General features: G+C 61.2%; 24 protein-coding genes and 1 pseudogene. 9 read left to right on the forward strand and 16 right to left on the reverse strand.

Annotation, left to right across the window (positions count from 1 at the left end):
- Positions 1-7 precede the first annotated feature (7 nt).
- The 4 genes from INR99_RS02795 to INR99_RS02810 all read right to left on the reverse strand — a co-directional run bounded on the left by INR99_RS02795 (position 8) and on the right by INR99_RS02810 (position 7,077).
- Positions 8-2,152: a glycosyl transferase family protein gene (locus INR99_RS02795; RefSeq protein ID WP_194114759.1), complete on the reverse strand. Its 2,145-nt coding sequence runs from the start codon at positions 2,150-2,152 to the stop codon at positions 8-10.
- Positions 2,149-4,350, reverse strand: coding sequence for a cellulose biosynthesis cyclic di-GMP-binding regulatory protein BcsB (locus INR99_RS02800; protein ID WP_194114760.1), 2,202 nt, complete (start codon positions 4,348-4,350; stop codon positions 2,149-2,151). The genes INR99_RS02795 and INR99_RS02800 overlap by 4 nt, the downstream gene beginning before the upstream one ends.
- A gap of 165 nt (positions 4,351-4,515) precedes the next feature.
- The gene (locus INR99_RS02805) at positions 4,516-5,718 is read right to left on the reverse strand and encodes an acetate/propionate family kinase (RefSeq protein WP_194114761.1); all 1,203 of its coding nucleotides are present in this window, start codon (positions 5,716-5,718) and stop codon (positions 4,516-4,518) included.
- A 6-nt stretch (positions 5,719-5,724) separates the two neighbouring features.
- Positions 5,725-7,077 (reverse strand): bifunctional enoyl-CoA hydratase/phosphate acetyltransferase, encoded by a 1,353-nt coding sequence (locus INR99_RS02810; protein ID WP_194114762.1) that lies wholly within the window; start codon positions 7,075-7,077, stop codon positions 5,725-5,727.
- Between the two features lie 186 nt (positions 7,078-7,263).
- Here INR99_RS02810 and INR99_RS02815 point away from each other — a divergent pair, with 186 nt between their 5' ends.
- Positions 7,264-7,743 carry a biotin/lipoyl-containing protein gene (locus tag INR99_RS02815; RefSeq protein WP_194114763.1) on the forward strand — a complete coding sequence of 160 codons (480 nt, stop codon included), beginning with the start codon at positions 7,264-7,266 and terminating at the stop codon, positions 7,741-7,743.
- A gap of 91 nt (positions 7,744-7,834) precedes the next feature.
- On the opposite strand, the gene INR99_RS02820 is transcribed toward INR99_RS02815, so the two are convergent.
- From INR99_RS02820 to INR99_RS02830, 3 genes are all read right to left on the reverse strand, one after another.
- Entirely contained in the window at positions 7,835-8,644 is an 810-nt protein-coding gene (locus INR99_RS02820) for a MipA/OmpV family protein (RefSeq protein WP_228098037.1), read from the reverse strand.
- A gap of 155 nt (positions 8,645-8,799) precedes the next feature.
- Positions 8,800-10,062 (reverse strand): Hsp70 family protein, encoded by a 1,263-nt coding sequence (locus INR99_RS02825; protein WP_194114765.1) that lies wholly within the window; start codon positions 10,060-10,062, stop codon positions 8,800-8,802.
- Positions 10,063-10,173: 111 nt separating this feature from the next.
- Positions 10,174-10,440, reverse strand: coding sequence for a hypothetical protein (locus INR99_RS02830; RefSeq protein ID WP_194114766.1), 267 nt, complete (start codon positions 10,438-10,440; stop codon positions 10,174-10,176).
- 160 nt (positions 10,441-10,600) lie between these two features.
- Between INR99_RS02830 and INR99_RS02835 the strand changes: the two genes are divergently transcribed.
- Positions 10,601-11,572 (forward strand): DUF4424 family protein, encoded by a 972-nt coding sequence (locus INR99_RS02835; RefSeq protein WP_194114767.1) that lies wholly within the window; start codon positions 10,601-10,603, stop codon positions 11,570-11,572.
- 87 nt (positions 11,573-11,659) lie between these two features.
- On the opposite strand, the gene INR99_RS02840 is transcribed toward INR99_RS02835, so the two are convergent.
- The 3 genes from INR99_RS02840 to INR99_RS02850 all read right to left on the reverse strand — a co-directional run bounded on the left by INR99_RS02840 (position 11,660) and on the right by INR99_RS02850 (position 13,813).
- On the reverse strand, positions 11,660-12,349 hold the full coding sequence (locus INR99_RS02840; RefSeq protein ID WP_194114768.1) for an HAD family hydrolase: 690 nt from the start codon (positions 12,347-12,349) through the stop codon (positions 11,660-11,662).
- Positions 12,350-12,556: 207 nt separating this feature from the next.
- Positions 12,557-13,225 carry a hypothetical protein gene (locus tag INR99_RS02845; RefSeq protein ID WP_194114769.1) on the reverse strand — a complete coding sequence of 223 codons (669 nt, stop codon included), beginning with the start codon at positions 13,223-13,225 and terminating at the stop codon, positions 12,557-12,559.
- Positions 13,226-13,360: 135 nt separating this feature from the next.
- On the reverse strand, positions 13,361-13,813 hold the full coding sequence (locus INR99_RS02850; protein WP_194114770.1) for a YaiI/YqxD family protein: 453 nt from the start codon (positions 13,811-13,813) through the stop codon (positions 13,361-13,363).
- Between the two features lie 192 nt (positions 13,814-14,005).
- On the opposite strand from INR99_RS02850, the gene INR99_RS02855 reads away from it, so the two are divergent.
- Positions 14,006-15,643, forward strand: coding sequence for a methyl-accepting chemotaxis protein (locus tag INR99_RS02855; protein ID WP_194114771.1), 1,638 nt, complete (start codon positions 14,006-14,008; stop codon positions 15,641-15,643).
- Between the two features lie 49 nt (positions 15,644-15,692).
- Here INR99_RS02855 and INR99_RS02860 read toward each other — a convergent pair whose 3' ends face one another.
- Positions 15,693-16,742: a polysaccharide deacetylase family protein gene (locus INR99_RS02860; RefSeq protein ID WP_194114772.1), complete on the reverse strand. Its 1,050-nt coding sequence runs from the start codon at positions 16,740-16,742 to the stop codon at positions 15,693-15,695.
- 99 nt (positions 16,743-16,841) lie between these two features.
- Between INR99_RS02860 and INR99_RS02865 the strand changes: the two genes are divergently transcribed.
- The 3 genes from INR99_RS02865 to INR99_RS02875 all read left to right on the forward strand — a co-directional run bounded on the left by INR99_RS02865 (position 16,842) and on the right by INR99_RS02875 (position 18,983).
- A complete protein-coding gene (locus tag INR99_RS02865; protein WP_194114773.1) occupies positions 16,842-17,042 on the forward strand; it encodes a SlyX family protein in 201 nt (66 codons plus the stop codon).
- A 357-nt stretch (positions 17,043-17,399) separates the two neighbouring features.
- Positions 17,400-18,050, forward strand: coding sequence for a hypothetical protein (locus INR99_RS02870; protein ID WP_194114774.1), 651 nt, complete (start codon positions 17,400-17,402; stop codon positions 18,048-18,050).
- A gap of 150 nt (positions 18,051-18,200) precedes the next feature.
- Positions 18,201-18,983 carry a DUF4344 domain-containing metallopeptidase gene (locus INR99_RS02875; protein WP_194114775.1) on the forward strand — a complete coding sequence of 261 codons (783 nt, stop codon included), beginning with the start codon at positions 18,201-18,203 and terminating at the stop codon, positions 18,981-18,983.
- A 107-nt stretch (positions 18,984-19,090) separates the two neighbouring features.
- On the opposite strand, the gene INR99_RS02880 is transcribed toward INR99_RS02875, so the two are convergent.
- The 3 genes and pseudogenes from INR99_RS02880 to INR99_RS02890 form a co-directional block, all read right to left on the reverse strand.
- Entirely contained in the window at positions 19,091-19,576 is a 486-nt protein-coding gene (locus INR99_RS02880) for a SixA phosphatase family protein (protein ID WP_194114776.1), read from the reverse strand.
- 9 nt (positions 19,577-19,585) lie between these two features.
- Positions 19,586-21,673, reverse strand: a pseudogene (gene ppk1 / locus INR99_RS02885) (polyphosphate kinase 1); the annotation flags it as partial.
- A gap of 88 nt (positions 21,674-21,761) precedes the next feature.
- On the reverse strand, positions 21,762-22,034 hold the full coding sequence (locus INR99_RS02890; RefSeq protein ID WP_194114777.1) for an oxidative damage protection protein: 273 nt from the start codon (positions 22,032-22,034) through the stop codon (positions 21,762-21,764).
- 433 nt (positions 22,035-22,467) lie between these two features.
- On the opposite strand from INR99_RS02890, the gene infA reads away from it, so the two are divergent.
- Together infA and INR99_RS02900 are read left to right on the forward strand one after the other, a co-directional pair.
- A complete protein-coding gene (infA, locus tag INR99_RS02895; RefSeq protein WP_194114778.1) occupies positions 22,468-22,722 on the forward strand; it encodes a translation initiation factor IF-1 in 255 nt (84 codons plus the stop codon).
- Positions 22,723-22,742: 20 nt separating this feature from the next.
- Positions 22,743-22,928, forward strand: a complete 186-nt coding sequence (locus tag INR99_RS02900; RefSeq protein WP_194114779.1) for a hypothetical protein — start codon at positions 22,743-22,745, stop codon at positions 22,926-22,928.
- Positions 22,929-23,020: 92 nt separating this feature from the next.
- Here the strand turns inward: INR99_RS02900 and INR99_RS02905 are convergent, their stop codons facing one another.
- The gene (locus INR99_RS02905; RefSeq protein WP_194114780.1) at positions 23,021-23,674 is read right to left on the reverse strand and encodes a pseudouridine synthase; all 654 of its coding nucleotides are present in this window, start codon (positions 23,672-23,674) and stop codon (positions 23,021-23,023) included.
- A gap of 126 nt (positions 23,675-23,800) precedes the next feature.
- Here INR99_RS02905 and INR99_RS02910 point away from each other — a divergent pair, with 126 nt between their 5' ends.
- Positions 23,801-24,547 (forward strand): substrate-binding periplasmic protein, encoded by a 747-nt coding sequence (locus INR99_RS02910; protein ID WP_194114781.1) that lies wholly within the window; start codon positions 23,801-23,803, stop codon positions 24,545-24,547.
- 61 nt (positions 24,548-24,608) lie between these two features.
- Here the strand turns inward: INR99_RS02910 and INR99_RS02915 are convergent, their stop codons facing one another.
- Positions 24,609-25,976, reverse strand: coding sequence for a carbohydrate-binding protein (locus INR99_RS02915; protein WP_194114782.1), 1,368 nt, complete (start codon positions 25,974-25,976; stop codon positions 24,609-24,611).
- Between the last annotated feature and the right edge of the window lie 146 nt (positions 25,977-26,122).

Genomic DNA, 26,122 nt, shown 5'->3' on the forward strand with positions numbered 1-26,122 from the left:
CAGGTTTCTAAGTCTGTGGCGCATCCTGCCCTGAGCGTGCAGAAGGGATTTCCTGGGCCTGTTGCAGTTTTTGCAGCTGTTCGAAGTCTTCCCGGCTGATGGCACCCTTGCTGATCAGATAGTTGATCAGGTGCTGATGCTCATCCAGATCAAAGCCCCTGATGGCCTCATCCAGCTCGCGAGCCGTGAGCAGATTGTGGATGACCATCAGGTCGATCAGGGCGGGTTTCCCATCAGGCAGGAAGTCCGAGCTGAGCCCCGAGAGCAGGCGCAGCGCGGCATTGATCTCGCTCTCGCGAGCGATGAACTGGCGGATGGGTTTGCCCAGTTGTTGCTCCAGAGCATCCTTGTCCGTATCGGTCAGCGGGGTGGCAACCGCCACATGGATGAGTTGCTCGTGCTGCAGAAACGGGATCGCCCGCAGGCGGAAGCAATGTTCGAAAGCCAGCCGCCGATGCAGCTGCAGGATGCCGTCCTTATCCAGCCTGGCGCGGCGCAGGTCATATTGCGCGGAGATGGCCTCCGCCAGCGTTTCATCATCCAGTGCGCCTTGCACCACCAGCAAGCGCCCGACAGGCAACTGGAACTGGCTTTGCTGGCGCAGCGCGGTTTCGAGTTGCTCGGGCTCGATGGCTTGCCAGCTGACCAGCAGCTCGCCCAGCCGTTTGCGCTGTTTGGCCAGCCTTTCTGCCGAAGGAAAGTGGTGCATGGTCTTGTCCCAGACCAGGCGCTTGCCAGTAAACAGAAAGTTGAGAAACATCCGCCAGGCGCGCATCGTCGCCAGAAAGTTGATCAGATTGCTGACCGCCATGCGAGGGATCGACATCAGTCCCTGTTCCCAACCGTATAGCCGGTTCACGAAATAGAAGCGCTGCACGACGCGACTGATCATGATGGAGCCGGTGAAGGTGGCGATGTACAGCGGCCAGCTACCGGGGGCGAAAATCGGCGGAAAATGCAGTGTCCACCAGCCCGCCTTGCTGGCAATGTAGAAAGCGAGAAACTGGAAGAAGACCAGATAAGCCAGCACATTGAGCAGCGAGGTAACGATGCCTTTGCGGTCACGGAACAGCAGGTATCGATCTGCCAGCGAGCCGTGCCAGCCCAGATGCATCCAGCCCTGCAGGCTGATGCCGAGTACCCAGCGTGCGCGCTGGCGGTAGGAGGTGTACAGGGTATCGGGGAAATATTCGCGCACGCAAAGCGGCATGTCGATCACGGTTTCCCGGTCTGCCGCCAGGCCGAACCAGCTCTTGCGCCGCACCTGGAATTGCACCGGGAAGCGGGCAAAGATGGTCTTCATATCGGTGGCCGCCAGCCGGGTGCCGATGTCGTAGTCTTCGGTCAGGCTGTCGGTGTTGAAGGGCTGGTTATTGCTGTCTGCACACAGGTGCAGGAGGGCCCGCCGGGAAAAGCAGGTGCCCACTCCGGCGGAGGGCACCATCCCCGAGAGGCTCTCGCGTACGACCAGATCCTTGCCATGCCATTCGGCAAATTCATCCATGTAGGTGCCGGCCACCAGCTCGAACCAGTCGCGCTCGAGCGAGGTAACTGGCAGCTGGATCATGTCCTTGCGCGGCAGCAAGTAATTGAAAAACTTGAGTTCCAGCGGGTGCAGCACATCTTCGGCATCGTGCATGACAATCCCGGCAAATTCGATGCCGTTATCCTGCTCGTACTTGAAAATGGCCTGGATGATCCAGTTCAGGCAATCTGCCTTGCAGGTCGGCCCGGGATTGGGCACTTCCACCCGCAGCAAATGGCGGAAATGGCGGCGAACACGTTCGACTTCGTCGATGGTGGCCTGATCATTGCAATAGGTGCCCACGAACACGACATAGCGGCGATAGTCGAGCACACTCATCATGTTCTCGACCATCTGCGCGATGACATCGTATTCCTGCCAGGCCGGCACCATGATCGCCAGATATTGCTCGTTTTTTTCCTTGAGCTGGGCCGCACTGAGTGGCCGGTAATCCGCACGGCGCTTGATCGTGAGCTTGCGCCAGAGCTCGCGCGCCCAGTACCAGATGTCGATGAAGACATCATCCACGCTGGAGATGAGGATCAGGATGGTCAGAACAACCGCCACGACCTCCAGTGCCGCATAGTACTGGGCAAAATAGACTGACGTTCCAAGCGAGAGACTCACAGCGCAACATCACCCTTGCGACGGCGGCGGATCTGCGTGAGACGTGCAAGCAGCAGCACGAAACCGACCAGGCCGATCAGACCGGTCCATAGCCACCAGTAGCGATCCCAGACGGTATCCGGATCAGCGGCTTCTGCCAGCGCGCTACCGTCCGGATCGTGCTGATCCAGCTGGATTACTTTGCCATCCCCAGTGATGATGGCCAGGTTTCCGCGATCAAGTGATGGGGTATTGTCTTGAATCTCTGGTATTTCAGCGCCTGTGGATGTATACAATACACCGTATTGGCCGCCGGCCTTGACGATTTCGGCGAGCCCGAGCTTGTGAAGCTGGTTGGCCCCCAGATTCTGCACGGCCTTGCCGTTAACGAGCACCTGACCATTGCGCAGAGAGGTCACGGGGCTGACACCCGGTAGCGTTACACCCACGGCAAAGAAGGTACTTTCGGGTACGGGGGCGGCCTGCTTCTGGGCGATGAAGCGTGCCGGTGCCATATCGGCACTGGCACCCAGTGCGCTGGCCATGTCGATCAGGCCAGGCAGGTTCTTCTGTGCCTGATCAAGCAGTGAATCGGCAAGTAGCACAGTGCCGGTGCTGCCAAAACGCGTACTGATGCCCATGAAGTTGCTGCTGCCAAGCGATTTGCCAAGCTGCAGGTGGCTTCCGGGGAGCAAGGACACCGGATAGGCAACCGGGGTGTCATGGCAGCGCGGGGTGCTGGGCTGGCGGTTGAAGCGCACTGTGAGCGTGTTCTTGCTGCGCAGGATATAGTCAGGAATTGCAACTTCGATGCGTTGAACCTTGCCATTGCTGCGCACGTGCTGCGCACCGAGCAGCAGATCATTCAGGAAGACCGATACCACCGGCTTTTCCTGCTGCTGATTAGGGGCGGCAGAGACATCCAGCACCACGGCCGTCGGCTGTTTGCCGCTTGTGCTCAAATCAGCCAGTGAAAACGACACACTGCGCTGTCCCTGGCTGAGTATGTCGAGGCTGCCGGAGAAGGCGGCCAATTTGTCCAGCAGGATGGCGTCCCTTCTGAGCGAAAAATCACCAGACTGGCTTTCCGGCTGGGCGCGCAGATCATTACGCAGCTGTTGCCACGCCGGCTGGAATGTATTTCCCAGATGGCGAGCCTGCGCACCAACGATAATCAGCGGCTGCCCAGCAAATTGCCCCAGCGCGATTGAATCGTTGGCCTGTGGCAGCGCGAAGCGCTTGCTGCGCCAGGCCGCGAAGCTGGCGGCACTGTCAGCCGATACTTCGGCCATCTGTGCCTGCAACGCATCCAGCGCTTTCTGGATGGCTCCGCGCAGGGCCGGGCTGTCGACCAGCAGATCGGCGGACAGCGGCCCCTGTCGCCCCAGTACCAGCAGTGCGCCCAACTGGGCTTCGTCGGCAATGAGATGGCTGGGTGATGCCTTGCTCAAGGCAGCAAAGGCCGGGATGCCCTGCAGACTGGCCGGCACCTGGATGCTGCGCAGGTCAATCTGGCTGCCAACGGTTGGCAGGCTGCGCAATTGCAGCCGTTTGTTGTGCTCTTTCAGCAGCACGCCGATGCGCCATGCCTGATCAAAGCTCTGTGGGTCGCTACGTCCCGCAGGAAGAAGGAGGATCGGCTCGGGGGGCAGCGATTGCCATGCTGCCGTGGCGCTCATGACGTCATCGGCATCAAAGCTGAATTCCAGTCGTGTGGCCGGATTGATGTTCAGAATGTTGCCATCGCTGGATTCGCTGCTGCAGACCTGCTCCGCAAGCGCGGAGGACCAGCCTACGGAAAATTGCAGGAACCCATTGCGGATTTGCGTGTTGCCCAGAGCCAGCGGCAGCTGGAGTGGGGCGCTATCAGCGGTGATGTTCTGGCTGAGTACCGGGACGCCATTGGCCGTCACCTGCAAGGTCGAGCGGCCACCGCTGCCGCGCAGATAGTTGCCATTCAACTGGAGGCTGGCTTGCTGCAGGGCGATGCCAGCTGGTACCGGAAAGTAAAAGTCACGTGAGCTGTTGCGGCCGCGCAGGGTAACCGGCTCGGGGATGCCGATCTGGGTCAGCGGGATCGAGCGCGTGACCAGAGACCTGCTTTGCCAGCTGGCAAACTGATCACCAGCAGGACCGGCATGAGTCGTGGCGCCAAGCGAGGCAAGAACAGGAATAAGTACTGCCGCCAGAAAGCGGCTGGGGTAGAAAAGAGCTGGCATGGCGTCACGGGGCTTCGGCTGTGGGTGCTTGAACTATAAGCACAAAAGGGAAAATTCGGCGCGTATATTACCAAGCACCAAATCAACCCGAACAAGCCCTGTGTAACGCTATGCACATGACATAGCGCAGTGCGTGAGCACCGCGCCATGTCTTGCTGCCTAGGGTTATGCCACGCAGGTATTTGCCTGGCGGGCGATCATCAGCTCTTCGTTGGTCGGGATGACATACACGGCGACCTTGCTGTCTTCCGCCGAGATGCGACGCGGTTCGCCCGAACGCACGGCGTTGGCCGCCGGGTCGACGATGACGCCCAGCCAGCCCAGTTGCGCGCAGACAGCCGCACGGGTCAACGCGTCGTTTTCGCCGATACCGGCGGTGAACACCAGCGCGTCGATACCTTGCAGTGCGGCGGCCAGTGAGCCGGTTTCACGCACGATGCGTGACACGAAGTAATCGATGGCCAGTTTGGCGCGCGGCGAATCGGAGGCTTCCAGATCGCGCATGTCGCTGGAAATGCCGGACATGCCGAGCAGGCCGGATTTCTTGTACAGCAGGTCTTCGATCTGTTTGGCATCCATTTTCAGGTGGTTCAGCAAGTGCAGCACTACACCGGCGTCGATCGAGCCGGTGCGGGTGCCCATCGGCAGGCCTTCCAGTGCGGTAAAGCCCATGGTTGAGGCGATACCCTTGCAGGCTTGCAGCGCGGCCATCGACGAACCGTTGCCCAGGTGGCAGACCACGGTGCGGCCTTCGGCTGCGCGGGCGTCGATCTGCGGCAGGACGCTGGCGATGTATTCGTAAGAGAGACCGTGGAAGCCGTAGCGGCGAATGCCTTCCTGCTGGCTGAATTCATACGGCAGGCCATAGAGCTGGTTCAGCTCCGGCTGGTTGGCGTGGAAGGCGGTGTCAAAGCAGGCCACCTGCGGTACGTCGGGCAGCAGGCCTTGCAGGATCTTGATCGGGGTGATGTTGTGCGGCTCGTGCAGGGGGGCCAGCGGGATCAGTTTTTCCAGCTCGCTGACTACCTCGGCGGTGACTACGACCGGCTGCGAGAATTTGGTCCCACCATGCACCACGCGGTGGCCGATGACGGCAATCTTGCGGCCGTTGATGACGCCGTTGATCCACGCCAGCATGTGGCGCAGCGCTTCATCGTGATTCTTGGCACTGCCCGGAATTGCCTCCGCAGAAACGAGTTTCGCGTCGCTGGCATCCTTGGCGGTGAATTTCGGATCGACATAGATGCCCTCGGCCAGCCCCTTGTACAGCAGGACCGGATCGGCGGCGCTGTTTTCGAACAGGGAAAACTTGATGCTGCTCGAACCGGCATTGATGACAAGAATCAGCTCGTTCTGCTTGGTGGTCATGATGATTTAACTCCGTTGGTGATGGGCCACCAGCGCCATGACAGCGCAGGAGGCCAGACGAACCTTGGCGTCGTCTGCGCGCGAGGTCAGCACGATGGGCACACGTGCACCCAGTACGATCCCCGCCGAGTCGGCGCCGGCGAAATAGGACATCTGCTTGGCCAGCATGTTGCCGGCTTCGATGTCGGGAACAACCAGAATGTCGGCCTGCCCGGCGACCGGCGACACGATTTTCTTGGTCTTGGCTGCGGTCATCGAGATGGCATTGTCAAAGGCCAGCGGGCCGTCGAGCACCCCGCCGCTGATCTGGCCGCGATCGGCCATCTTGCACAGCAGCGCCGCGTCCAGCGTCGAGGGCATTTTTGACGACACGGTCTCCATCGCCGAGAGGATGGCAACCTTGGGGTTGGTATTACCCAGTACATGCGAAAGATTGATCGCGTTCTGGGTAATGTCGATCTTGTCTTCCAGTGTCGGTGCGATATTGATTGCGGCATCGGTCACCAGCAGCGGGCGCTCGTACGCCGGCACATCCATGACGAACACGTGCGACACACGCCGGCCAGCGCGCAGGCCGGTTCCCGACGCCATCACCGCGCGCATCATTTCGTCGGTGTGCAGCGAGCCTTTCATCAGCGCCTCGGCTTCACCGGTGCGCGCCAGCTCGACAGCCTTCTCGGCGGCAGCCACGCTATGCTCGGTATTGACGATGCGGTAGGGTCCGATGGCAATGCCTTCTTTCTCGGCTACCGCGCGGATCTTGGCCTCCGGTCCGACCAGAATCGGCGTGATCAGCCCGGCCTCGGCCGCATCGACGGCACCCAGCAGCGATTCGCGGTCGCAGGGGTGGATGACGGCGGTGGGGATTGGCGAGAGCTGTGCCGCTTTGGCTTGCAGTTCGGCAAACACGCGGTGCTGGCGCAATGTGAGCTGCGGTGGCTCGGTCTGCACCGATACACGTTTTTCGATTGGTGCGATCACCACCAGCGGGCCGCTCATCAACACTTCGCCGCGCTGGTTGCTGCACTGGCCGTGCAGCACCACTTCGCGGGTGGCCGGGCGCTTTTCCTGCACGCTCAGCTCGATGTTCAGCACATCGCCTTCCTCGATCCAGCCATGTGATTTCAGGCCATGGCTGGAAAGGATCGAGCCGTTGCCGGGAAAGAAATTGACCGTTGACGAGGTCAGCGCGATGAAGGCGCCAATGGCCGGAACGCGCTCGCGGCCTTCCTCTTCCTGCTGCCCGCCCAGCATGGCGAACAGCGCAAAATCATTGGGGGTCACGGCGTGCGTGCGCTGATAGCGCATCCCGGGTGCGATATCGTCAAACAGCACGTTCTCAATATTCTCGATAGCCATGACCGCTCCTGTTGGCCCGCATGCACGGTCGCCTGCGGCAAATGATGGATGATGTTCCATCATAGCAGTGCCATGTTGCACTGCAATATCACTGCCGCGGCCGCACGGGTGCCAGTCCGGTATGATAAAGGCGTACGCCCGGGCCGCCTTGGGCAATATCAAAGCTTGCCGAGTGAATATTCACAGATGGATGCCTATACCACTCACCTGATCTGCGCCCCCGAGCTGACCGAGCCGGCACTGGTGCTGCGCATCAACGCCAGCAGCGGCGAAGCGGTTGCCGCCGATACGCCCCTGGTGCACCTGCTGTGTGCGGGGGAGGAGCTGCGCGTGGCGGCGCCGGACGACGGCGTACTCGGCCAGGTAATGGTGCGCGTCGGCGACGCGGTGCACGGGGGAGATCTGCTGCTGATGATGGAAATCATCGAGGAATCGACCCAGCTGTATCCGCTGCAGGAGGAAGAAGCCGTGTTCGCGCCGGCCTGCCAGCTGCCGCCGCGCAGTAGCGTGCCCGGTGCCCTGGCCACTGACGAGCTGCGCGTGACGCGCGCCGCCGCCACGCTGGCAGCGCGCATGGGCGTCGATTTGGGGCTGGTCGCCGCTCCCGGTGTGCTGATCGATGAAGCGGCCGTGTTTGCCTTTGTGCGACAGCAGCTACAGGGCTGACGGGTATTGCTGCAAAATCATCAAGAATAAAGGCTTTACAGTAAATACATATGCAGGTATCCGGTGGGCCTGTCGCTGCCTGCGGTTTCGTCTATTTCCACATATAGCCGGCGCCCAACAGGAACGTCATTTCGCCGCCGTGTTGCACCAGCGGGCTATCGGCGATGGCGCGGTCATAGCGTTCGTAAAAGACCCCGGCCATGCTCACCCAGTCCCGGTTGATTCGCCAGGACGTCAGCAGCGACGCGCCGTAACCCAGCGTGCTGCCGGTGTCATAGGCCGCGTAGCCTGATTGTGCCGCTTCCGCCGCCGATACGCCGCCGAAGTAGTAATTGCTCAGCTTGCTGCTGCGCCAGAACACGCCGGTGCCGGGCATGATCAGCCAGTTGTCGCGCACGATGGGGAAATCTGCCCACAATAGCGCGTCACCGCCCTTGCTGGTGCCGGTGACGTCGTGCGAAACCCGTGCGGTCAGCAGTGCATAGGGAGTGAGCAGATTGGCGCCGATGCCGGCTTCCAATTCGGCCTTGCGCTTGTTCAGCCCGCTGAAGGCTGTCGGGTCTTCCGGATCCAGGTTGCCAAAGCGCACACGGCCATAGCCGTAGACGCCCAGACCGTTTTCCTGATAGACGTAGTAGCGCAGGCGGTCGCCCAGAAACATGAACTGCTGCCCCATATAAATGAAACCCGGGATGGGCAGTACCTTCTGCTGCTGTTCCTGGTAACGCGGCGTGTAGGTCAGTCCGATGCCGCCGACTACCAGCCCTTCCGGCACGGGCGAAAGCGCGCCCTCCGGGGTGAGCTGGCCGAGCGAGCCCAGATCCATTTCAAAATCGGCATAGGCCGGCAAGCTGCTGCACAGCAGCAGGCCGGCGAGTAGCCGGCGTAAGGGTTGCAACATAGAAAGCATCCTGTTCTGGCATGGCCGGCAGTGTACGCTGGCCCTTGATGCGGCGCGACCTTGCCCGAGGAGGCTGTGGAAAACAGTCTGCAATCCGTCTGCGAAGCGGGAGGCGCGCCGTGCGGCGTGTGCTGCGGGGAGGCGGAGTTCTGCGGCTAGCCGTAGCGTTGCTGTGCCGTCACCGCCAGCCCGCTGCCGACACTGCCGTAGGCATCGCCCTCGACGGCCTGTGCTGCCGGGAAGGCACCAGCCAGGGCCAGCCGCAGTGCCGGAACGGCCGAAGCGCCACCGGTGAAGAACAGCGTATCGAGCTGCTCCGGTCGTACGCCGGCACTGGCCAGTGTGGCCAGTGCCGCCTGGACCACGCGCTGGATGTCGCCGCCAATCGCGTCTTCAAGGATTTCGCGGGGTATATCGATGCAGAAACCGTCTTCCAGTGCGTCCAGTTCAATACGGGTGCTGGTATTAGCGGAAAGCGCAATCTTGGCTGCTTCGATGGCGATGGCGATTTCGTGTGCGCGCTGCTGGCGCACCACGCGCGCCAGCCGGTCATAACGCGGACGGTCGGCCACATCGCGGGCCATGTTCTGCAGATCGCTCCAGGTCTTGCGCGTGTAGGCCAGATGGATGGTGTGCCAGGTGGCCAGCTGGAAGAACACACTGCTGGGAAAGGGCTTGCCGTCTTTCAGCGCCAGCCCCAGCCCTAGCTCGGGCATCACAGCGGCCAGCGACAGCTGCCGGTCGAAATCGGTGCCGCCGATATGCACGCCGCCATGCGCCAGCAGGTCGCTGCTGCGGTCACTTTTGCCGCGGCGTTCGGGTGACAGGCGCACCAGTGAAAAGTCCGACGTACCGCCACCGATGTCGATGACCAGCACCAGCTCCTCGCGGGTGATGTCCTGCTCGTAATCGTGCGCGGCGGCCAGCGGTTCGTACTGGAAGCTGATTTCGCGAAAGCCGCAGTCTCGGGCGATTTCGCCCAGCGTGCGCTCGGCCAGCGCGTCGGCGGCATCGTCGTCGTCGACAAAGCGGACCGGGCGGCCCAGCACCACCTGAGTGAATCCGGTCTGCGCCTGCGCTTCGGCGCGGCGTTTCACCTCGCCGATGAACTGCCCCAGCAGATCGCGAAATCGCAGATGCCGTCCGGCCACTTCGGTACCGGCGTCCATCAGTGAACTGCCCAGCAGGCTCTTCATCGACCGCATCAGCCGGCCTTCGTAGCCATCGAGGTATTCCGCCAGCGCGGCGCGGCCGTAGCTGTGCGAGTCTTCGTCGACATTGAAGAAGATCGCCGACGGCAGCGTGACCTTGCCGTCTTCCAGCGCCAGCAGCCGTGCGCGCTGGCCGTCATGGATCGCGGCAGTGGAATTGGACGTGCCGAAGTCGATGCCGCAGGCGGGCAGAAGGGGGCGGGTCATGGCAGGCGGGGAAAAGCGGGAAGGGGCGAGACCATACGCCCCGCCCGAGCTGCCGTCAAATCGGCGGGCTGGATGGCAGGCTTAGGCCTCTGCTACTCCGGCAACACATGCCTACAGCGCGTGCGCGAGCGGTTTGGTAATGAATGTGGCTAGCGGCTGGCTGAAGCGGAGTAACGCCACCCCGAACAGGAGGTAAAACGGTGAGGATACCGTCGATTGCGCTGCATAAAACAATAGCGTGGGATCCAGAATGCCGTCAGCCCCCAGAAAAAAGAGGGCATATATCGTGAGCGCATACAGGCCGCCAAGAATGGCTAAGCCAGCGAGAAAAAGTCCGAGGATTCTGATCAGTACTGTGGCAAGTTGGTAGGCGTTCATGCGCAGTTTCCTTGATGCAGCAGGATGGATGCTAGCATGCAAGCCAAGCTTGTTGAATGTTACGGGTAAGTTGATGGTGGCTCAGCTTGGGTCTGGTTGGTACATTGCGGTGTATTGTGCTCGATGATCTGTAATTTAAGGCTCTGGAGGGTTATACCCCATGATTAAATGGTTTGGCTGTACCTTGTTGTTGATCAGCGCACAGGCGCTGGCGAATGATTCGACAGCCACGCTGACGGCGGGTGGATTGCGCCTCAAACAGACTGACGCCATCGCAATGGCGGAAGAAATCCTGCAGATCCGCAGCTTGCCCGAGGGGAAGGCCGACGCGGATTTCGAAATCGTGGTCGACTATCTCTTCCGCAATGTCACCGCGCAGCCGGTGCAGGAAACGATCGCTTTTCCGATGCCGGAGCAGCCCGGCGAGTGCACGCAGAATCAGGGGGACCAGGCGCACTTTGATCGCCGCAGTTTCCGGCTCACGGTGGATGGTCAGCCCGTTGCGACCCGTCAGCAGCTGCAGGCACGACTGGAAGGGCGGGGTGACATTACCGCCGCCCTGTTCAAGCTGGGACTGACCCCGGCGCAGCTTGAGTCAGCCTACGCCAGCCTGCCCGGTTCCTTGCAGCGCAAGCTGGTCAAGGCCGGTTTTGCCAGTGCCGAAGACGAATGCAACCGCTGGAGTACGCAATGGGTGTATGTCTGGGAGCAGACCTTTCCGCCCGGGCGTGATCTGCGTGTGCACCATCGCTATGTACCGGCCGCAGGCGGGGCGGCGAACGCCAATTACGTGCCGCCCGACGAGCGCGGCAGCGGCAAGGCACTTCCACCGCTCGCCTACCCGGAGGGCTGGCAGCATAACGTGGCCAGTTACTGCATGGGCAGTACCGAGCAGCAGCGTTTCCGCCGTGTACCGGCATACCGCAATGTCGGCTATGTGCTGAAAACCGGGGCCAACTGGGCGGGGCCGATCCGCCAGTTCACGCTGCGCATCCAGACGGCGCAGCCAGAGGAAAAGATCTCGCTGTGCTGGCAGGGAATCAGCAAGGTCTCGCCCACCGTGTATGAATCCGTGAAACGCGACTTCATGCCGCAGCAGGATCTGGACATCCTGTTTTACACCCCGGATTAACGGGCGGTAGTCCGTTTAGCGCGGCATGATGGATTGCACGGGGGCATGTGTAAATACATTGCCATGTATGGCTTGAATTGCTTTTGATTATATAGGTTGCGGCGGTATACCCCGCATCGCCGTGGGCAGATCCAGCGTATGGCGCAAGCGCCCGCACAACTCGTCCGGGCTTTGGGCGATGACTTCCTCGGGAACGCCCCACTTGCCGGTGAGACGCTGGAAGTCCTCGAAGCCATAGGACACGATCAGCGGGTGAAAGCCGGCGGCGAGACAGGCCAGATAATCCTTGTGCTCGTCGCCGCAGGCCAAGGCGCGTGCCGGGTTGATGCCCAGCCGTTCGCGCGCCTGCTTGAAGTGCCAGGTTTTTTCCATTTTCAGCGGGATGCAGGCGAAGAAATCCAGTGCGGCCAGATCGAGATCGTGGCGGGCAAACAGCTGGCGCAGGGTTTCCTGCGGCTCGTGCGTGATATTGCGCGTAACCATGCCGACACGGATGCCCGGTGTGGCCTGCAGGGTACGGATCAGCCCGGCCACGCCCGGGTAGAGGCGCGCGGTTTCGCGGTAGACGCTGGTCAGTGTGGTGATCAGGCCCTTGCGCTGCTGTGCCGTACTCTGGCGGAGGATGTTCTTGGGAAATTCCTTCAGCCCGCCGAAATACTTGAACAGGTTGCGGCGCTTCTGGAAACGGTCGAGGTCGCCGATGTCCATGCCGTGCAGGCCGAAGGTGGTGGCGATGGCGTCAAAGGCGTCGATGATGGTGCCGTCGGCATCGAACATCACCAGTCTGTCACTGCTCGGGTACAATGAGTTGCCTCCTGTAGCGTAGTCGCAAGGGGCGCGACTATTCCCGCATTCTGGCGTGCGAATGCTGCATGACGATGATGTGGCGGTTTTGTTGCGCCGAACAAACACTGCCGCAGCGGCACGCTGCCGCGCCAATCGAGTGCCGCTGCCTGTCAGCTATTCATGTTTGGGTGCTGGGGCTTACCAGTTCGGGCGCAGCGTCTTCAGGGTGTCCTTGGGCAAGAAGCGGCCTTCGGTGCGCAGTTCGCATTCCAGTTCGGATTTTTTCTTGTCGGTGGCTTCTTCCGACAGCATCAGCACCAGATAGGGCTTGTTGCCATCGATCCTGTCGCGTGCGACGACAGTCCAGCCCGCATTCTGCTGCTGGCGGAATACCGTGCAGATGCCGTCTTCGCATTCCCACGGCAGCTTGCCGGCTTTGTCCAGTGTGCTGCGCACCTGCTTGGGCGAAGCCAGCAGGTTCAGCTTCCAGCGATAGAGTTCTTCCTTGCCATTGTCATGCGCCGTGAAACTGCGCGTGCTGCGGAAATGGCGTTCGCTGTAATAGTAGGCTCCGATACCTTCAGGAAAGAGTACTGGGGGCTGGAATTCGACATCGCGTGCGAATTCTTCCATGCCCTTGGTCAGCTCTTTCATTCCCGCGGTCTGGTCTTCCATCGGGCCCAGTTTGAAATTCGCCATCCCGTCCTTGCTGACGAGATTCGCGTTTTTCAGCAGTTCGGGATTGCTGCCGAGCAGGCGGTAGAAACTGGCATCACATTTGGCAAATTCAGCCAGAGGCGAGAGCGCCGGCGCGGCAAATGCGGGCAAAGAGAGGGTGGCAAGCAGGGCAAGGCTGGTTAGTTTCATGACAGGACTGGCACGGTTAGAAATGGGGCGCACAGTATATTGTCATTACAAGTGGAGTCAATTTATGCCGCCTGATGGATTTGCTCCGGTGTGAGGCGTTCCACAGTGTGGCGGCGAGGTGGACTCGGCTGAGGATCAGGCTGCCGGTTTGCGCGCCAGAATGCGGTCGAGCGCGGCGGCGAAATTGCGGCTGTCAGCGGCCGAGAAGCCAGCCGGGCCGCCGGTTTCCACGCCGGCATCACGCAGGCCCTGCATGAAATCGCGCATCGACAGTCGTTCGCGCACATTGGCGAGCGTCAACAGCTCGCCGCGCGGGTCGAGCACGCGCCCGCCCTTTTCGATCACCAGTGCCGCCAGCGGAATATCCGCGCTGATGACCAGATCGCCGGCCGCCACGCGGCGCACGATTTCCGCATCGGCGACGTCGAAGCCTTTCTCGACTTGCAGCGCCCGGATGTGCGGTGACGGTGGCACGCTCAGCAGCTGGTTGGCGACCAGCGTCATCGGTGTTGCGGTGCGGTCCGCGGCGCGGAACAGAATGTCCTTGATGACGCGCGGGCAGGCGTCGGCATCGACCCAGATGTGCATGAGCTCAGTAGTGCGGAGAAAACCGCAGTATCGCAGGGATTGCTGTCGGAAGCGATGACGGTGCCCGGTATTCCTGATTGTTACATTTTGGTTTCGATATACTGACGGTCACCACGACGGGATAAGCACATAACCGCCACCTGTCCGGTATCGCGCCGGATCATGTCGAACCGGCCAGCAAGGGAGAAAATCATGCCGAGAACGATTTCCGGCCGGCTGGTAGCCGGCTTTAGCTTGTTATTGCTGTTTCTGGTTGGTGTGGTGGTGTTGGGGGTGCTGAGTACGCGCGACATCCACCAGCAGAGCCGCGCCATTCTCGCCACCGAGGTGGCGATCGGGGATGCCGCACAGGAGATCCGTTACGCGCTGACCCGCACGCGCCAGAAGGAAAAGAGCCTGTTCATCTCGATCGGCAATCCCGGCGAGGATAATCCGGCAGCCAACAAGCAGGAGCTCGATCAAGTGCTGGCAGAGCTGGACAAGAGCATTGCCGCGTTCAGGCAGCTACCGCTTGATCCGGAGCTGGCGCGATTGGCAGGCGGCATGCCGGACAAGCTGGCCATCTACCGCAAGGCGCTGGACGGGATCTATCGCGAGATCACGGCAGGTACGATCACCACCGCCTATCAGGCTGATGAGGCGCTCAAGCCGTTCAAGAAACCGATCTACGAGCTCAATCAGGCCGTCAAGGATGTGGCGAGCCAAGCGGCTGAGCGCACCAGAGCACGCAGTCAGGTCATCGAGGAGGAAGCCGGGCAGATCCAGCTCAAGCTGCTGGGGCTGGGCGGGATTGCGGTGCTGGTGGCGGCGGTGCTGGCCTGGCTGATCGCCCGCTCGATCATTCTGCCGATCCGCAGTCTGTGCAGCGATCTGCAACGCATCGAGCGTGAGCGCGACCTTAGTCACGGGATCAGCTATCAGGGGCGCGATGAGCTGGGAGACATGGCGGCGGCGACCAGCGGGTTGATTGCGGCACTGGCGGGGACCATGCAGCAGCTGCAGGCGCAGTCGCGTCAGCTCAAGGAGGCGGCGCGACAGCTGGCCGCCGCGTCGGCACAGGTTCGCACCGGCTCCGAACGGCAGGCCGACGAGAGCACCTCGATGGCGGCGGCACTGGAGCAGATTTCAACCAGTATCAGCCATATTTCCGGCTTGAGCGACGACGCTCGCGAGCGCTCGCGCGCTTCCGGCGATGCTGCCAGTGAAGGTGCCCGGCAGATCGACAGCATGGTTCAGGATATTCGCGCGATTGCCGAAGCCATCCAGCATGCTGCGCACTCGGCCGAAGCGCTGGATGCCTCGTCTGACCGGATTTCCGGTATCACGCTGGTGATCAAGGATGTGGCCGACCAGACCAATCTGCTGGCGCTGAATGCGGCCATCGAGGCCGCGCGGGCGGGTGAGCAGGGGCGCGGTTTTGCGGTGGTGGCCGATGAAGTGCGCAAGCTGGCGGAAAAAACCGCGCAGTCGGCACAGGAAATCGCGACCATGATTTCCTCCATCCAGCAGGGCGCGAAAAGCATGGCTGGCCAGATGCGCCGTTCGGTCGAGAGTGTGAATGCCGGGATGGAGGTGTCGCAGCAGGCTGGCTGCGCGATTGGCACCATCAGCAGCAGCGCGGGGGCGGTGGTCGAGCTGATCGCGGAACTCAATACTGCCTTGCGCGAACAGTCTGCCGCCAGCCAGATGCTGGCCAGCCGGGTCGAGCACATTGTGCAGATGGTCGACGAGAATTCCCGCAGCACCGGGATGGTGGCGCAGACGGCCGGCGAGTTGGATAGCCTGGCCGACCGTCTCAGCAGCGATATTGCCCGCTACAAGGTGTCCTGAGCTGGCTAAGCTGCTGCAGCAGGCCACAGCGGCCTGCTGCGCGCTGGGCTTATTGCACCAGCACCGGGCCGGCCAGCGGGTCGGCCTCGACCAGCCAGCGCTTGTCGCCGGCGGCCTTCACGGCCAGCTTCTTGCTGCCCTGCTGCAGCACCGGTGCCGAAGCGGCGGTGATTGCCAGTGTTACCGGAATCGCGTAGCGCTTGCAGTCGGTGGCGGAGGTATCGAACTGGATGCCTTTGCTATCAAGCTTTACCGAGCAATACCTGCGGGTTTCGCGGTAGCGGATCACTTCGGTCGGTGTCGCGATCCACAGCTTGCCGGCATCCGCCTGCTGCTTCAGATAATCGGCGTAAGCGGTGTATTCGGCCAGCGGCACCGCCTCCCAGCTGCCATCGGCAACCCCGTGCATGGTGCGGAAGGTCCAGCTGCCGCTGTTGATGGCGGCTTCGGCATGCTGGATCAGGATGCTGCCGGCGGCGCCCGGTTTGTACAGTGACCACTTGCCATCGGTCCAGTACACATCCCATTTCACAAAATAGGGATCACCCTCATCCGTGTTCAGCCCGGCCATGCTGCCGTCGTACAGGTGCTTGGCTGCGCGTGCGCCGAGATAATCGGGCTGCTGTTTCACCATTGCCCGGGTTTCCGGGCTGGCGAGGTCAAACGGGTAGCCGATAAAGCTGAAGCGATAGCCGGTTTTTTCCAGCATCAGTGCATGCGCGTCGAGGATTTCGCGTTTGGCATCCCAGCCTTTTACCGCGGCCAAGGTGCCGGCTTCCAGTTCGCCGCTGTGACTGAGGGTATGGTTGAAGGGCTCGTAGCCTTTGGCGATCAGCTCTTTCAGGCGCGCCCAGTCGGCAGGCTTGCATTCCTTGCCAATCACGCCAACCGCCGCCTTCAGCCCGCGTGCTTCGAGGATGGGGAGCGCGTTTTTCTCGATCCCGCTTACCCCGGGGCTGCAGTAGTCATCATGCGCAATGGTGTGCGCGCCCCTGGCATCACCACGCCACGGGGTGATGCTGACGCTGGTGAGGGGCGCCGCCTGGGCGGCACTGGCCAGCACTGGCAGCAGGCCTGCCAGCAAAGCAATGGTTCTCATGAGGTGATTTCCTGTGTGCAACACGCAGGCCGGGCAGCCTGTAGCTGCAGACGGTATCCTTGTCATGGAAGAGACAACAAGTTTTCTGGAGTAGTGTGTATGGAAGATCGCATCACCGAGCTGGAAATCCGCCTGGCGCTGCAGGATGAGCTGCTGGATACGCTGAATGCAACGGTCGCGCAGCAGCAGTTGCAGCTGACGCGCCTGCAGCATCTGCTGGCCGAGATGCAGGGACATATCCGCCTGCTCGAACTCGGCCCGCGCAACCTGCCGCAGCAGGAAATTCCGCCGCATTACTAGGACCGCACACCAAATGCGCGACGGTATTTTTGCGGGCAAATAGCGGCACAATTACCTGTATGCCAAATGGGTGCGGGCATACCATCGTTTCACCCATCACACCGTGCAGCCTTCTTTGGCGGGATACGCCTGCGGGTTTCGGTCGGAGTCCGCCGGCGCGAGTGTGGAAAAATGGGAGCAGAGTTGGCGGGTATAGTTTGTCTGACTGTCCAAGCCAAATTGATTCAGCTATGCTTACTTCGTTGCTTTAATCGGGCGTGGTTGGTCAATTGGCTTGCCGTAGGAAACTGGCAAGCCAAGCTTTCAGTTAAACCCTGCCGATTTGTAAATTGAAAATCATTATCAAGGAGTTTAGTCATGAAAAAACTGAGTATGCTGCTTGCCGCCATGTTCGCGATGGCTTCTGTTTCTGTTTTTGCGGCCAATGCATCGGCCGTCAAGGGCGAAGGTGGTAACGACAAGGCAACCGCACCGCTGAAGGGCGAAGCCCACAGTGATCAGGACAAGGCCAAGAAGCCGCTGAAGGGTGAAGGTCATAGCGATCAGGACAAAGCCAAGAAGCCGATGAAGGGCGAGGGCGGCAATGACAAGGCCACCGCTCCGATGAAGGGTGAAGGCGGCAACGACAAGGCCACCAAGCCGATGAAGGGTGAAGGCGGCAATGACAAGGCCACCGCTCCGATGAAGGGTGAAGGCGGCAATGACAAGGCCACAGCTCCGATGAAGGGTGAAGGTGGCAATGACAAGGCTGCCAAGCCAATGAAGGGTGAAGGTGGCAATGACAAGGCTGCCAAGCCGATGAAGGGCGAAGGTGGCAACGACAAGGCTGTCAAGCCGGTGAAGGGCGAAGGCGGCAATGACAAGGCCACCGCTCCGCTGAAGGGTGAAGGCGGCAACGACAAGGCCACCAAGCCGCTGAAGGGCGAAGCCCACAGCGACCAGGACAAGGCCAAGAAGCCGCTGAAAGGTGAAGGCGGCAACGACAAGGCTGTCGCACCGGTCAAGTAAACCGGTGTGCCGCAGCGATGAATGATCACTGTGGCAGCCTGTGGCAATGCAAAAGCGGGGAGCGTGGCTTCCCGCTTTTTTTCCGTTTCCAGCCATAATTTATAAATCTGGTAATGCCAGAGACACTTTCAGGTCAAGGAGAGTCGCGTCATGAAGATCAAACACTGGCTGCTCGGCGCCATGCTGCTGCCTTCGCTGAGTTTTGCCGCCAATGTGATTACCAAGTACACGCCACCGCAAAGCGAAGAGCTCAAGCCCTATTACGAGCTGCTGAAATCGCGCAATGCCCTGGATCAGGTCAAGCCCACCGTGAAATTGCTGAAATGGCCGGGAGACTTCACCCTGGAGACCATGGAATGCGGTGAAGTGAATGCAATGTACTATCCCGGGCAGAGCCGGATTGTCATGTGCTACGAGATTTTCAAGGATCTGCATGACAAGTCCGAAGAGCAGCTGACGGACTATTCCGCCGAGTATCGCCGCGATGTGGCGGTTCACGCGGCGATCTTCCTGTTCCGTCACGAACTGACGCACGCCATCATCGATGTGTTCAAGGTGCCGATTTTCACCGACGAGGAGAACGCTGCCGATGCGGTAGCGCTGTATTACTCGCTGAACAACAGCGAACCGGAAGAGCTGAAAAAGCTGCTGAAGGGGGCCAAGTTCTACTTCATGCGCAAGAACCCGAAATTCGGTGAAACCAATGACTACCAGTTCGGAACGTTCTCGGATGTGCATCCGCTGCATGAACAGCGCTATTTCAACATGCTGTGCTACACCTACGCGAAATACCCCAAGGAAGCCGATTTCCTGGTCAAGGATGGCTATCTGCCGCAAAGCCGCGCCGATTATTGCCCGCGCCAGTGGGAACAACTGGATAACGCGATGAAAAAGCTGATCTGGCCGCACACCTACAAGAAGGTCGGCAAGTAAGCCATGCATTGGCTAGCATGATCGGGCTGCGAAATAAAAAGCCAGGGTATTGTGCCCTGGCTTTTTATTTATAAGATTTCCGGCCTTATCCCTTGTTGGGTATGGGCCTACTCTTCGAGGCCTGCCAGCAGGTCGGGAGCAACCATGGCCTTGAGCAGGAAGTCGATTTCCCCGTCACGCTCCCGGCGCTGGAACCACCAGATGCCGCCTTTTTTCACGCTGGTTTCCTGTTCGACGCCGCCCAGCAGCAGGCTGGCGGTGCGCCCCAGCATCGGCTGGTGCCCGACAATGATGACCACCTTGTCGCCGCCCTGCGGCCACTGGCTGGTTTCCAGCACCCGCGCCGCGCTGGCGCTGTCCGGATTGAGCCGTGCATCAATGCTGACCGGCCAGCCCAGCGCGTTGGCGGTTTCCTGGCTGCGCCGCGCCTGGCTGGCGTAGAGCACGACATCGGCGTCGCGGCCGGCCAGCTGCGTGCGTAGCCATTTGGCCATCCGGCTTGCCTGCTTCCTGCCCTTGCCGGTCAGGGCTCGGGCCAGATCGGTGCTGGCCGTCTCTTCAGCTTCGGCGTGCCGCCACAGGATCAGGTCCATGTCGCCCCCTTAAACGGTCAGTTGCGAGCCCAACTCGGCCAGCATCATTTGCTGGGCGCTGCGCGCCTTGCTGCCGCGGGTGACCTTGCGGCGATAGCGGCCATCGGATTGCATTTCCCAGGCCTGAGTGTTGTCGACCAGGAAGGGGCGCAGCGATTCGCGGATCACGCGGCGTTTGATCTTCGGGTTTTTCACCGGGAAGGCGATCTCGATGCGGCGGAACAGGTTGCGGCCCATCCAGTCCGCGCTGGAGAGATACACATCCTCGGCGCCGTCGTTGAAGAAGTAGAACACGCGATGATGCTCGAGGAAGCGGCCGATGATCGAGCGCACCTTGATGTTCTCCGAGATGCCCGGCAGACCCGGCCGCAGCGCGCAGACGCCACGCACGATCAGGTGAATCGTGACGCCGGCACTGGATGCCTCGTACAGCCGATCAATGATCGACGGCTCCAGCAAGGCATTCATCTTGGCGATGATGATGGCTTTCTTGCCCGCCTTGGCGTGGGTGATCTCGCGCTCGATGGCGCGCACCAGGCTGGGCTGCAGCGTGAACGGCGACTGCCACAGCGCCTGGTGGTCGCCGGCCTGCCCCAGACCGGTCAGCTGCATGAAGACATCGTTGACATCGCCGGTGATGTCCTCATCGACCGTCATCAGGCCGAAATCGGTGTAGAGCTTGGCGGTGCGCGGGTGATAGTTGCCGGTGCCGACGTGGGCGTAGCGGCGCAGCCGCCCTTCCTCGCGGCGGACGATCAGCAGCATCTTGGCGTGGGTCTTGTAGCCATAGACACCATACACGACGTGCGCGCCGGCGCGCTCGAGCTTCGCGGCCCAGTTGATGTTGGCTTCTTCGTCGAAGCGTGCCATCAGTTCGACCACGACGGTGACTTCCTTGCCGCGCACGGCCGCTTCCAGCAGGGCATCCATCAGCGCTGATTCGCTGCCGGTGCGGTACACCGTCATCTTGATGGCCACCACATGCGGATCGCGGGCAGCCTGCAGCAGCAGGTCAACCACCGGGGTGAAGCTCTGGTAGGGGTGATGCAGCAGCACGTCACCGTGACGGATGGCGGCAAACAGGTCGGTCTGCTTTTTCAGCTCGGGCGGCAGGCCGGGGAAGAAGGGGGCGAATTTCAGATCCGGGCGGTCGACCTGATCGGGTACCTGCATCAGCCGCACCAGATTCACCGGGCCGTTGACGCGGAAGATGTCCATTTCTTCCAGCCCGAACTGCTCGCGCAGGAAATCCTGCAGGTGTTTCGGGCAGTTGTCGGCGACTTCCAGGCGCACCGCATCGCCGAAGGGACGCTGCGACAGTTCGCCTTCCAGCGCAGCGCGCAGATCCTTCACCTCGTCATCATCCACGGACAGGTCGGAATCGCGGGTCAGGCGGAACTGGTAGCAGCCCAGCGCATTCATGCCCATGAACAGTTCATCGACGTGCGCGTGCAGGATGGACGACAGGAAGACGAAGCCATGGTCGACGCCGCTGATTTCCTTGGGCATCTTCACGAAGCGCGGCAGCACGCGTGGCGCCTGCACGATGGCAATGCCGGAGTTGCGGCCGAAGGCATCGCGGCCTTCCAGCTCGACGATGAAGTTCAGCGACTTGTTCAGCAGGCGCGGGAAAGGATGCGAAGGATCGAGCCCGATCGGGGTCAGGATGGGCATCAGCTCGCGGAAGAAGAAATCCCGCACCCACTCGCGCTGGGTGTCATTCCACACGCTGCGGCGGAAGAAATGGATGCCTTCCTGTGCCAGCGCCGGGAACATCACTTCGCGCAACAGGCGATACTGCCGCTCGACCAGATCATGCGCCTCGCGGGCCACCAGCTCACTGACCTGCTGGGCGGTCAGGCCTTCAGGCAGCAGGCGCGTGGGATTGTGACGCATGCTCTCCTTCAGCCAGGCGATGCGGACTTCGAAGAACTCGTCGAGGTTGCTCGATACGATGCAGATGAATTTCAGGCGCTCCAGCAGCGGGTTGCTGTCGTCTTCGGCCTGTGCCAGCACGCGGCGGTTGAATTCCAGCAGGCCCAGCTCGCGGTTGAGCAGCAACTGGTTGTCGGCGGGTTTGTAAGTCATGGGCATCGTTTTCTCGTTCTTGTCGGTTCAGGCAGTCTGCAGACGCGGCAGGCACAGACGAATCAGGCCGCATGATGCGGCCTGATGATGACAGTTCTTAGTTGCTCGGTGGCACAAAGCCGGCGATGGCGTCGGCACCGGCACCGAAGAAGTAGTTTTCCAGCTGTTGCTGCAGATACTGGCGGGCACGCGGATCAGCCAGATTCAGGCGGTTTTCGTTGATCAGCATGGTCTGGTGCTTCACCCAGGCCTGCCAGGCTTCCTTGGACACGCTGTCGAAGAGTTTCTTGCCCAGCTCGCCCGGCAGCGGCGGGAAATCCAGACCTTCGGCGTCGCGACCCAGCTTGATACAGTGGACAGTACGGCTCATGCAGATGCTCCCTTTTGAAACGGTGATGCGGTCATGGACAACCGCGCAAACGGCCATTGTAAACCGAGCCGCCGTGCTGTGGCAGCGGAGCACAGGGTTTTCTGTCTTGCCGTTCGTCGGGATGTGGCAAAATAAACCTTTGTACTTTGTGGTTTTCCGGTATGCTGCGCGGTTGGTTTCTGCTGGTGTTGCCGGCGAGCCAATGCCTGATCGCAGTTCCACAAGCCCCTCCGCCGCTTCGGCCCGCCTTTCGACCTCACGCGAAAGCGCTTCCCTTGATGCTCCCGAGCTTGTTTGACCGGCTTCCTCATCCGGCGTGCTGTCATACCAGGCCCATTGCCGCGTGCTTCTGCCTTGCCGTTTGCCGGCTTGTGCGGATCATGTGTTGTTCAAAACCGTGCCGCCGAAGGGCTGGCACCAGCGGAGCGCCGACATGGCCAAAGAAGAAGGTATCGAATTTGAAGGGGTGGTCAAGGAAGTACTGCCCGAATCGCGCTTTCGCGTAATGCTGGATAACGGCGTGGAAATCCTCGCCTACGCATCCGGCAAGATGAAAACCAACCGCATCCGTGTACTGGAAGGTGACAAGGTCAAGGTCGAAATGTCGCCCTATGATCTGAGCAAAGGGCGGATTACATTCCGCTATGCCACCGGGCCGATACCGGGCGGGTTCACACCGCGCCGCTGATCGTTGTTTAAGGTAAAAAATTGATTATTCGTGATTTACAGCCGGGCGACTGCTTCGCCCAGGAACTGAACGGCCAGACCGTTCGTTTTGAAGTACTGGCGATTGACGCCACAGGCCGTCAGGTGCAGGTCACCTTCCGCAGCCCGCAGGGTGTCAGCTCCGCCGCGTATCACCGTAACGCCTACATTTCGGCACATCCTCACTGATGCCGCCGGCACCATCGAATGGTGCAAAGCCAAAGGGTATTGCTCTGTAGCCTCTATGAAAAAAGGCCTGCAGACCAATACCCTTATTTATTTCAGAAGTTCGCCGTGCGTTCCCACGCCAGCCGTTCACCCGAGACCGGATGCGGCAGCGCCAGATATTCGGCATGCAGGCACAGCCGGGGCGACTTTGCCAGTCCGGCGGGGCTTGCATACAGCGTGTCGCCCAGAATCGGGTGGCCGATGGCCAGCAGGTGCACGCGCAGCTGGTGCGAGCGGCCGGTGACCGGCTCCAGCGCCACACGGGTGGCGTCCAGTGCGGCGTCGTACGCCAGCACCTCGAAGCGGGTGAGCGAGGGCTTGCCCTCCTCGAAATCGACCCGGTGTTTCGGGCGATTCGGCCAGTCGACGTTCAGCGGCAGGTCGATGCTGCCCGAATCCTGCGGCAGCCGGCCTTCGGCCAGCGCGACGTAGCGCTTGTCGACATGGCGATCCATGAACAGGATCGACAGTGCGCGCTGCATTGCAGCGCCGCGGCCGTAAACCAGCAGGCCCGAGGTATCCATGTCCAGCCGGTGTACCGTCAGCGCGTCGGGAAACTCGGCCTGCACGCGCGCCACCATGCAATCCAGCTTGTGCTCGCCGCGACCGGGAACGGAGAGCAGGCCGGCCGGCTTGTTGACCACCACCAGATGGTCGTCGGCATACACCAGATCAAGGCCGGTATCGGCGGGCGGAGCGTAATTCATGGCAGGACTCGGTAAAACGGCGGCCGAAGTCTACCATGCCGCTGCCTGCCACTGATCGCCTCGGCGGCTGGCAGGTCTGCAACGCCTGTGCAATGCTGAAACGGAATGGCTGACGGAGGACTCATCATGCAGCATTTACTGGCAGGCCTGGGGATGACACTGCTGTTGGTCGGGAGCGCCAGTGCCGCGGCCGCCGCCGATCTGCGCGCCTACACCGAGAATTTCCCCCCGTTCAATTACCTGCAGGAACAGCAGGAATCGGGGATTTCCGTCGAGTTGCTGCGCATGGTTGCCCAGCGCGCCAATCTCGATATCCAGATGTCCTTTCTGCCCTGGCAACGGGCCGTCAATGAAAATGCCATGGATGCCAACAGCATCCTGTTCACGACCGTGCGCACCCCGCAGCGCGAGAATACCTATCGCTGGGTGGGGCCGATCGATGCCTGCGATATTGCGCTGATCAAACTGAAGAAGCGCCAGGACATCCAGATTGGCAAGCTGGAAGACGCGTTCCGCTATACCGTGGGGATTCCAACCGCGGGTGCCGATTTCGAAACGCTGAGCCGGCTGGGGTTCCCGGCCGGCCAGTTGCGCCGCGCCCCGCCTTCGGCCAGTGTCATCCGCATGCTCTATGCCGAACGCTTCGATCTGGCCTCGGGTATTCTGCTCAGCTACGCCTATCAGGCGCGCCAGGTGGGCTTGCCCGCCGGCGAGCTGGTCAGCGTTTACCCGTTGCAGAAAGGCAGCGGCTGCTATTTTGCCTTCAATAGCCGTGTTGATCCGGAGCTGTTCCGCCGGTTTGAAACCGCCTTCAAGGAACTGGAGCGTGATGGTGCGATCCTGCAGCTGCGCCGGCATTACCTGAATGACTAGCCGCGTATGGCCGCAAAGCCATTGATTGGCATGGCTTTGCGGCATATGGGGCTGCTTGTATTTACCAGCCGAGATTGGTCTGTTTCACTACGTCACCCAGTTGATCGGCAATGCGCTGATGGTCGGCCAGCGAGGGATGCCACTGGCAGCCCATGAAATCCAGCCCGCCATACACCAACGCCACGACCTTGCTGTCGCCCGCTGCGCGACGTTCGGCGGCGATCTCTTGCACCGCCGGGATGAAGTCATCGGCCTGCCACAGGCTGGTCGCGCTCAGCACCAGCTGCGCGTCCTTGCCGTACTGCTGGCGCAGCTGATCGAGGAAGGCGTGGTAGGACTCCTTGTAGCCTGCCTTGCGGCTGGCCGTGGTCCACGGCTCGCCCGGCTTCACCGGAGTATTGAAATCATTGGCTCCCAGCCCGATCACCACCAGCTGCGGTTTCCAGCTGCCGTCGTTCTGCCACACGCTGGCGCTGTCATTCAGCAGTGTGCGCGGGTAATAACTGCGGTAATTGGTCGGGTAGAGATTGCCATCGTAGTTGCGGATCATGCCCAGCCCGGAATAGGCATTCAGCTGATAATCCGCCCCGAATTTTGCTGCGGCCAGCGCGCCGAAGCTCAGGTTGGCATTGGTGGTGGCGCTGATTTCCGCCTCGGTGCATTCGCGCTTGCCGCTGCTGTTGCCATAGCCGACGGTCAGCGAATCGCCGATATATTCGATCTGGCGTTTGGCCGCCGGTGGAGGTGTGAGCAGCTTGCTGCCCGTACCGGCGACAAAGCCCAGGAACCGGCCACTGCTTTGCGTGGATTCGGTGCGCTTGGCGACCCGGATGCGGTGTTCCCCGGCCAGAAGGCCATTGATCCATACCGTGCTCTTGCCCGGATTGACCACTTCCTGCACCACCTTGCCGTCGATCAGTACGTCGAAGCGGTTCTGCGCATCATCGAACTGCAGGCCGATGCTGCCGCCACGGAAGCGCCCGTCGAAATAGACGCCCGGCCAGCTGTAGGCGAGCTGCTCGCCGTCGCGCAGCACCCGCCCCGCGCTGCGAACCGCGGCCAGCCCGGTGATGACCGGCTCGGCATCACCCAGCAGCAGCCATACCTCGCGCTGGCCGGGCTCCTCACCCTGCGTCCACCAGCGGGCGCGGTAGCGTTTGCCGGCGTAGTCGACTTCGGCGCCGCTGGTGTAGGCTCGCGTGCTCAGCCAGGCGAGCTGGCCTTCGGGCAGGATTTCCGCCCAGGCACCGGCAGCCTTGCCCGGCACTTCATTGCGGTTCCACCACTGTGCCTGCCAGTTGCGTCCCTGATGGCTGACCGTGTCGTCCTTCTGATACGTGCGGTTGGCATCCCAGTCCGCGGCACCGGCCAACCCGGCCAGTAAACTCAGGCCGGCCGTCACTGCCAGCCCCTGCCAGAATCGATTCATTGTCCATCCTCCAGAATTGCGTGCGCTCATGGGCGCAGTTTGTCGTTGCGGCGGGTCGATGCCCGTGCATGGACTGTAGCGACGGCCTGCGGGGATGAGAATGGCATAATCAGGCGTTGCATCTTGACCGAATCGCGCAGCAGACA

It is taken from the genome of Chitinilyticum piscinae, from assembly GCF_015223195.1.
In the GTDB taxonomy this organism is placed as follows: domain Bacteria; phylum Pseudomonadota; class Gammaproteobacteria; order Burkholderiales; family Chitinibacteraceae; genus Chitinilyticum; species Chitinilyticum piscinae.

Bases quoted from the DNA above. Each gene is read 5' to 3' on its own strand.
- INR99_RS02800 (WP_194114760.1), bottom strand. From the start codon at position 4,350: ATGCCAGCTCTTTTCTACCCCAGCCGCTTTCTGGCGGCAGTACTTATT.
- INR99_RS02805 (WP_194114761.1), bottom strand. From the start codon at position 5,718: ATGACCACCAAGCAGAACGAGCTGATTCTTGTCATCAATGCCGGTTCG.
- INR99_RS02810 (WP_194114762.1), bottom strand. From the start codon at position 7,077: ATGGCTATCGAGAATATTGAGAACGTGCTGTTTGACGATATCGCACCC.
- INR99_RS02815 (WP_194114763.1), top strand. From the start codon at position 7,264: ATGGATGCCTATACCACTCACCTGATCTGCGCCCCCGAGCTGACCGAG.
- INR99_RS02820 (WP_228098037.1), bottom strand. From the start codon at position 8,644: ATGTTGCAACCCTTACGCCGGCTACTCGCCGGCCTGCTGCTGTGCAGC.
- INR99_RS02825 (WP_194114765.1), bottom strand. From the start codon at position 10,062: ATGACCCGCCCCCTTCTGCCCGCCTGCGGCATCGACTTCGGCACGTCC.
- INR99_RS02830 (WP_194114766.1), bottom strand. From the start codon at position 10,440: ATGAACGCCTACCAACTTGCCACAGTACTGATCAGAATCCTCGGACTT.
- INR99_RS02835 (WP_194114767.1), top strand. From the start codon at position 10,601: ATGATTAAATGGTTTGGCTGTACCTTGTTGTTGATCAGCGCACAGGCG.
- INR99_RS02840 (WP_194114768.1), bottom strand. From the start codon at position 12,349: ATGTTCGATGCCGACGGCACCATCATCGACGCCTTTGACGCCATCGCC.
- INR99_RS02845 (WP_194114769.1), bottom strand. From the start codon at position 13,225: ATGAAACTAACCAGCCTTGCCCTGCTTGCCACCCTCTCTTTGCCCGCA.
- INR99_RS02850 (WP_194114770.1), bottom strand. From the start codon at position 13,813: ATGCACATCTGGGTCGATGCCGACGCCTGCCCGCGCGTCATCAAGGAC.
- INR99_RS02855 (WP_194114771.1), top strand. From the start codon at position 14,006: ATGCCGAGAACGATTTCCGGCCGGCTGGTAGCCGGCTTTAGCTTGTTA.
- INR99_RS02860 (WP_194114772.1), bottom strand. From the start codon at position 16,742: ATGAGAACCATTGCTTTGCTGGCAGGCCTGCTGCCAGTGCTGGCCAGT.
- INR99_RS02865 (WP_194114773.1), top strand. From the start codon at position 16,842: ATGGAAGATCGCATCACCGAGCTGGAAATCCGCCTGGCGCTGCAGGAT.
- INR99_RS02870 (WP_194114774.1), top strand. From the start codon at position 17,400: ATGAAAAAACTGAGTATGCTGCTTGCCGCCATGTTCGCGATGGCTTCT.
- INR99_RS02875 (WP_194114775.1), top strand. From the start codon at position 18,201: ATGAAGATCAAACACTGGCTGCTCGGCGCCATGCTGCTGCCTTCGCTG.
- INR99_RS02880 (WP_194114776.1), bottom strand. From the start codon at position 19,576: ATGGACCTGATCCTGTGGCGGCACGCCGAAGCTGAAGAGACGGCCAGC.
- INR99_RS02890 (WP_194114777.1), bottom strand. From the start codon at position 22,034: ATGAGCCGTACTGTCCACTGTATCAAGCTGGGTCGCGACGCCGAAGGT.
- infA (WP_194114778.1), top strand. From the start codon at position 22,468: ATGGCCAAAGAAGAAGGTATCGAATTTGAAGGGGTGGTCAAGGAAGTA.
- INR99_RS02905 (WP_194114780.1), bottom strand. From the start codon at position 23,674: ATGAATTACGCTCCGCCCGCCGATACCGGCCTTGATCTGGTGTATGCC.
- INR99_RS02910 (WP_194114781.1), top strand. From the start codon at position 23,801: ATGCAGCATTTACTGGCAGGCCTGGGGATGACACTGCTGTTGGTCGGG.
- INR99_RS02915 (WP_194114782.1), bottom strand. From the start codon at position 25,976: ATGAATCGATTCTGGCAGGGGCTGGCAGTGACGGCCGGCCTGAGTTTA.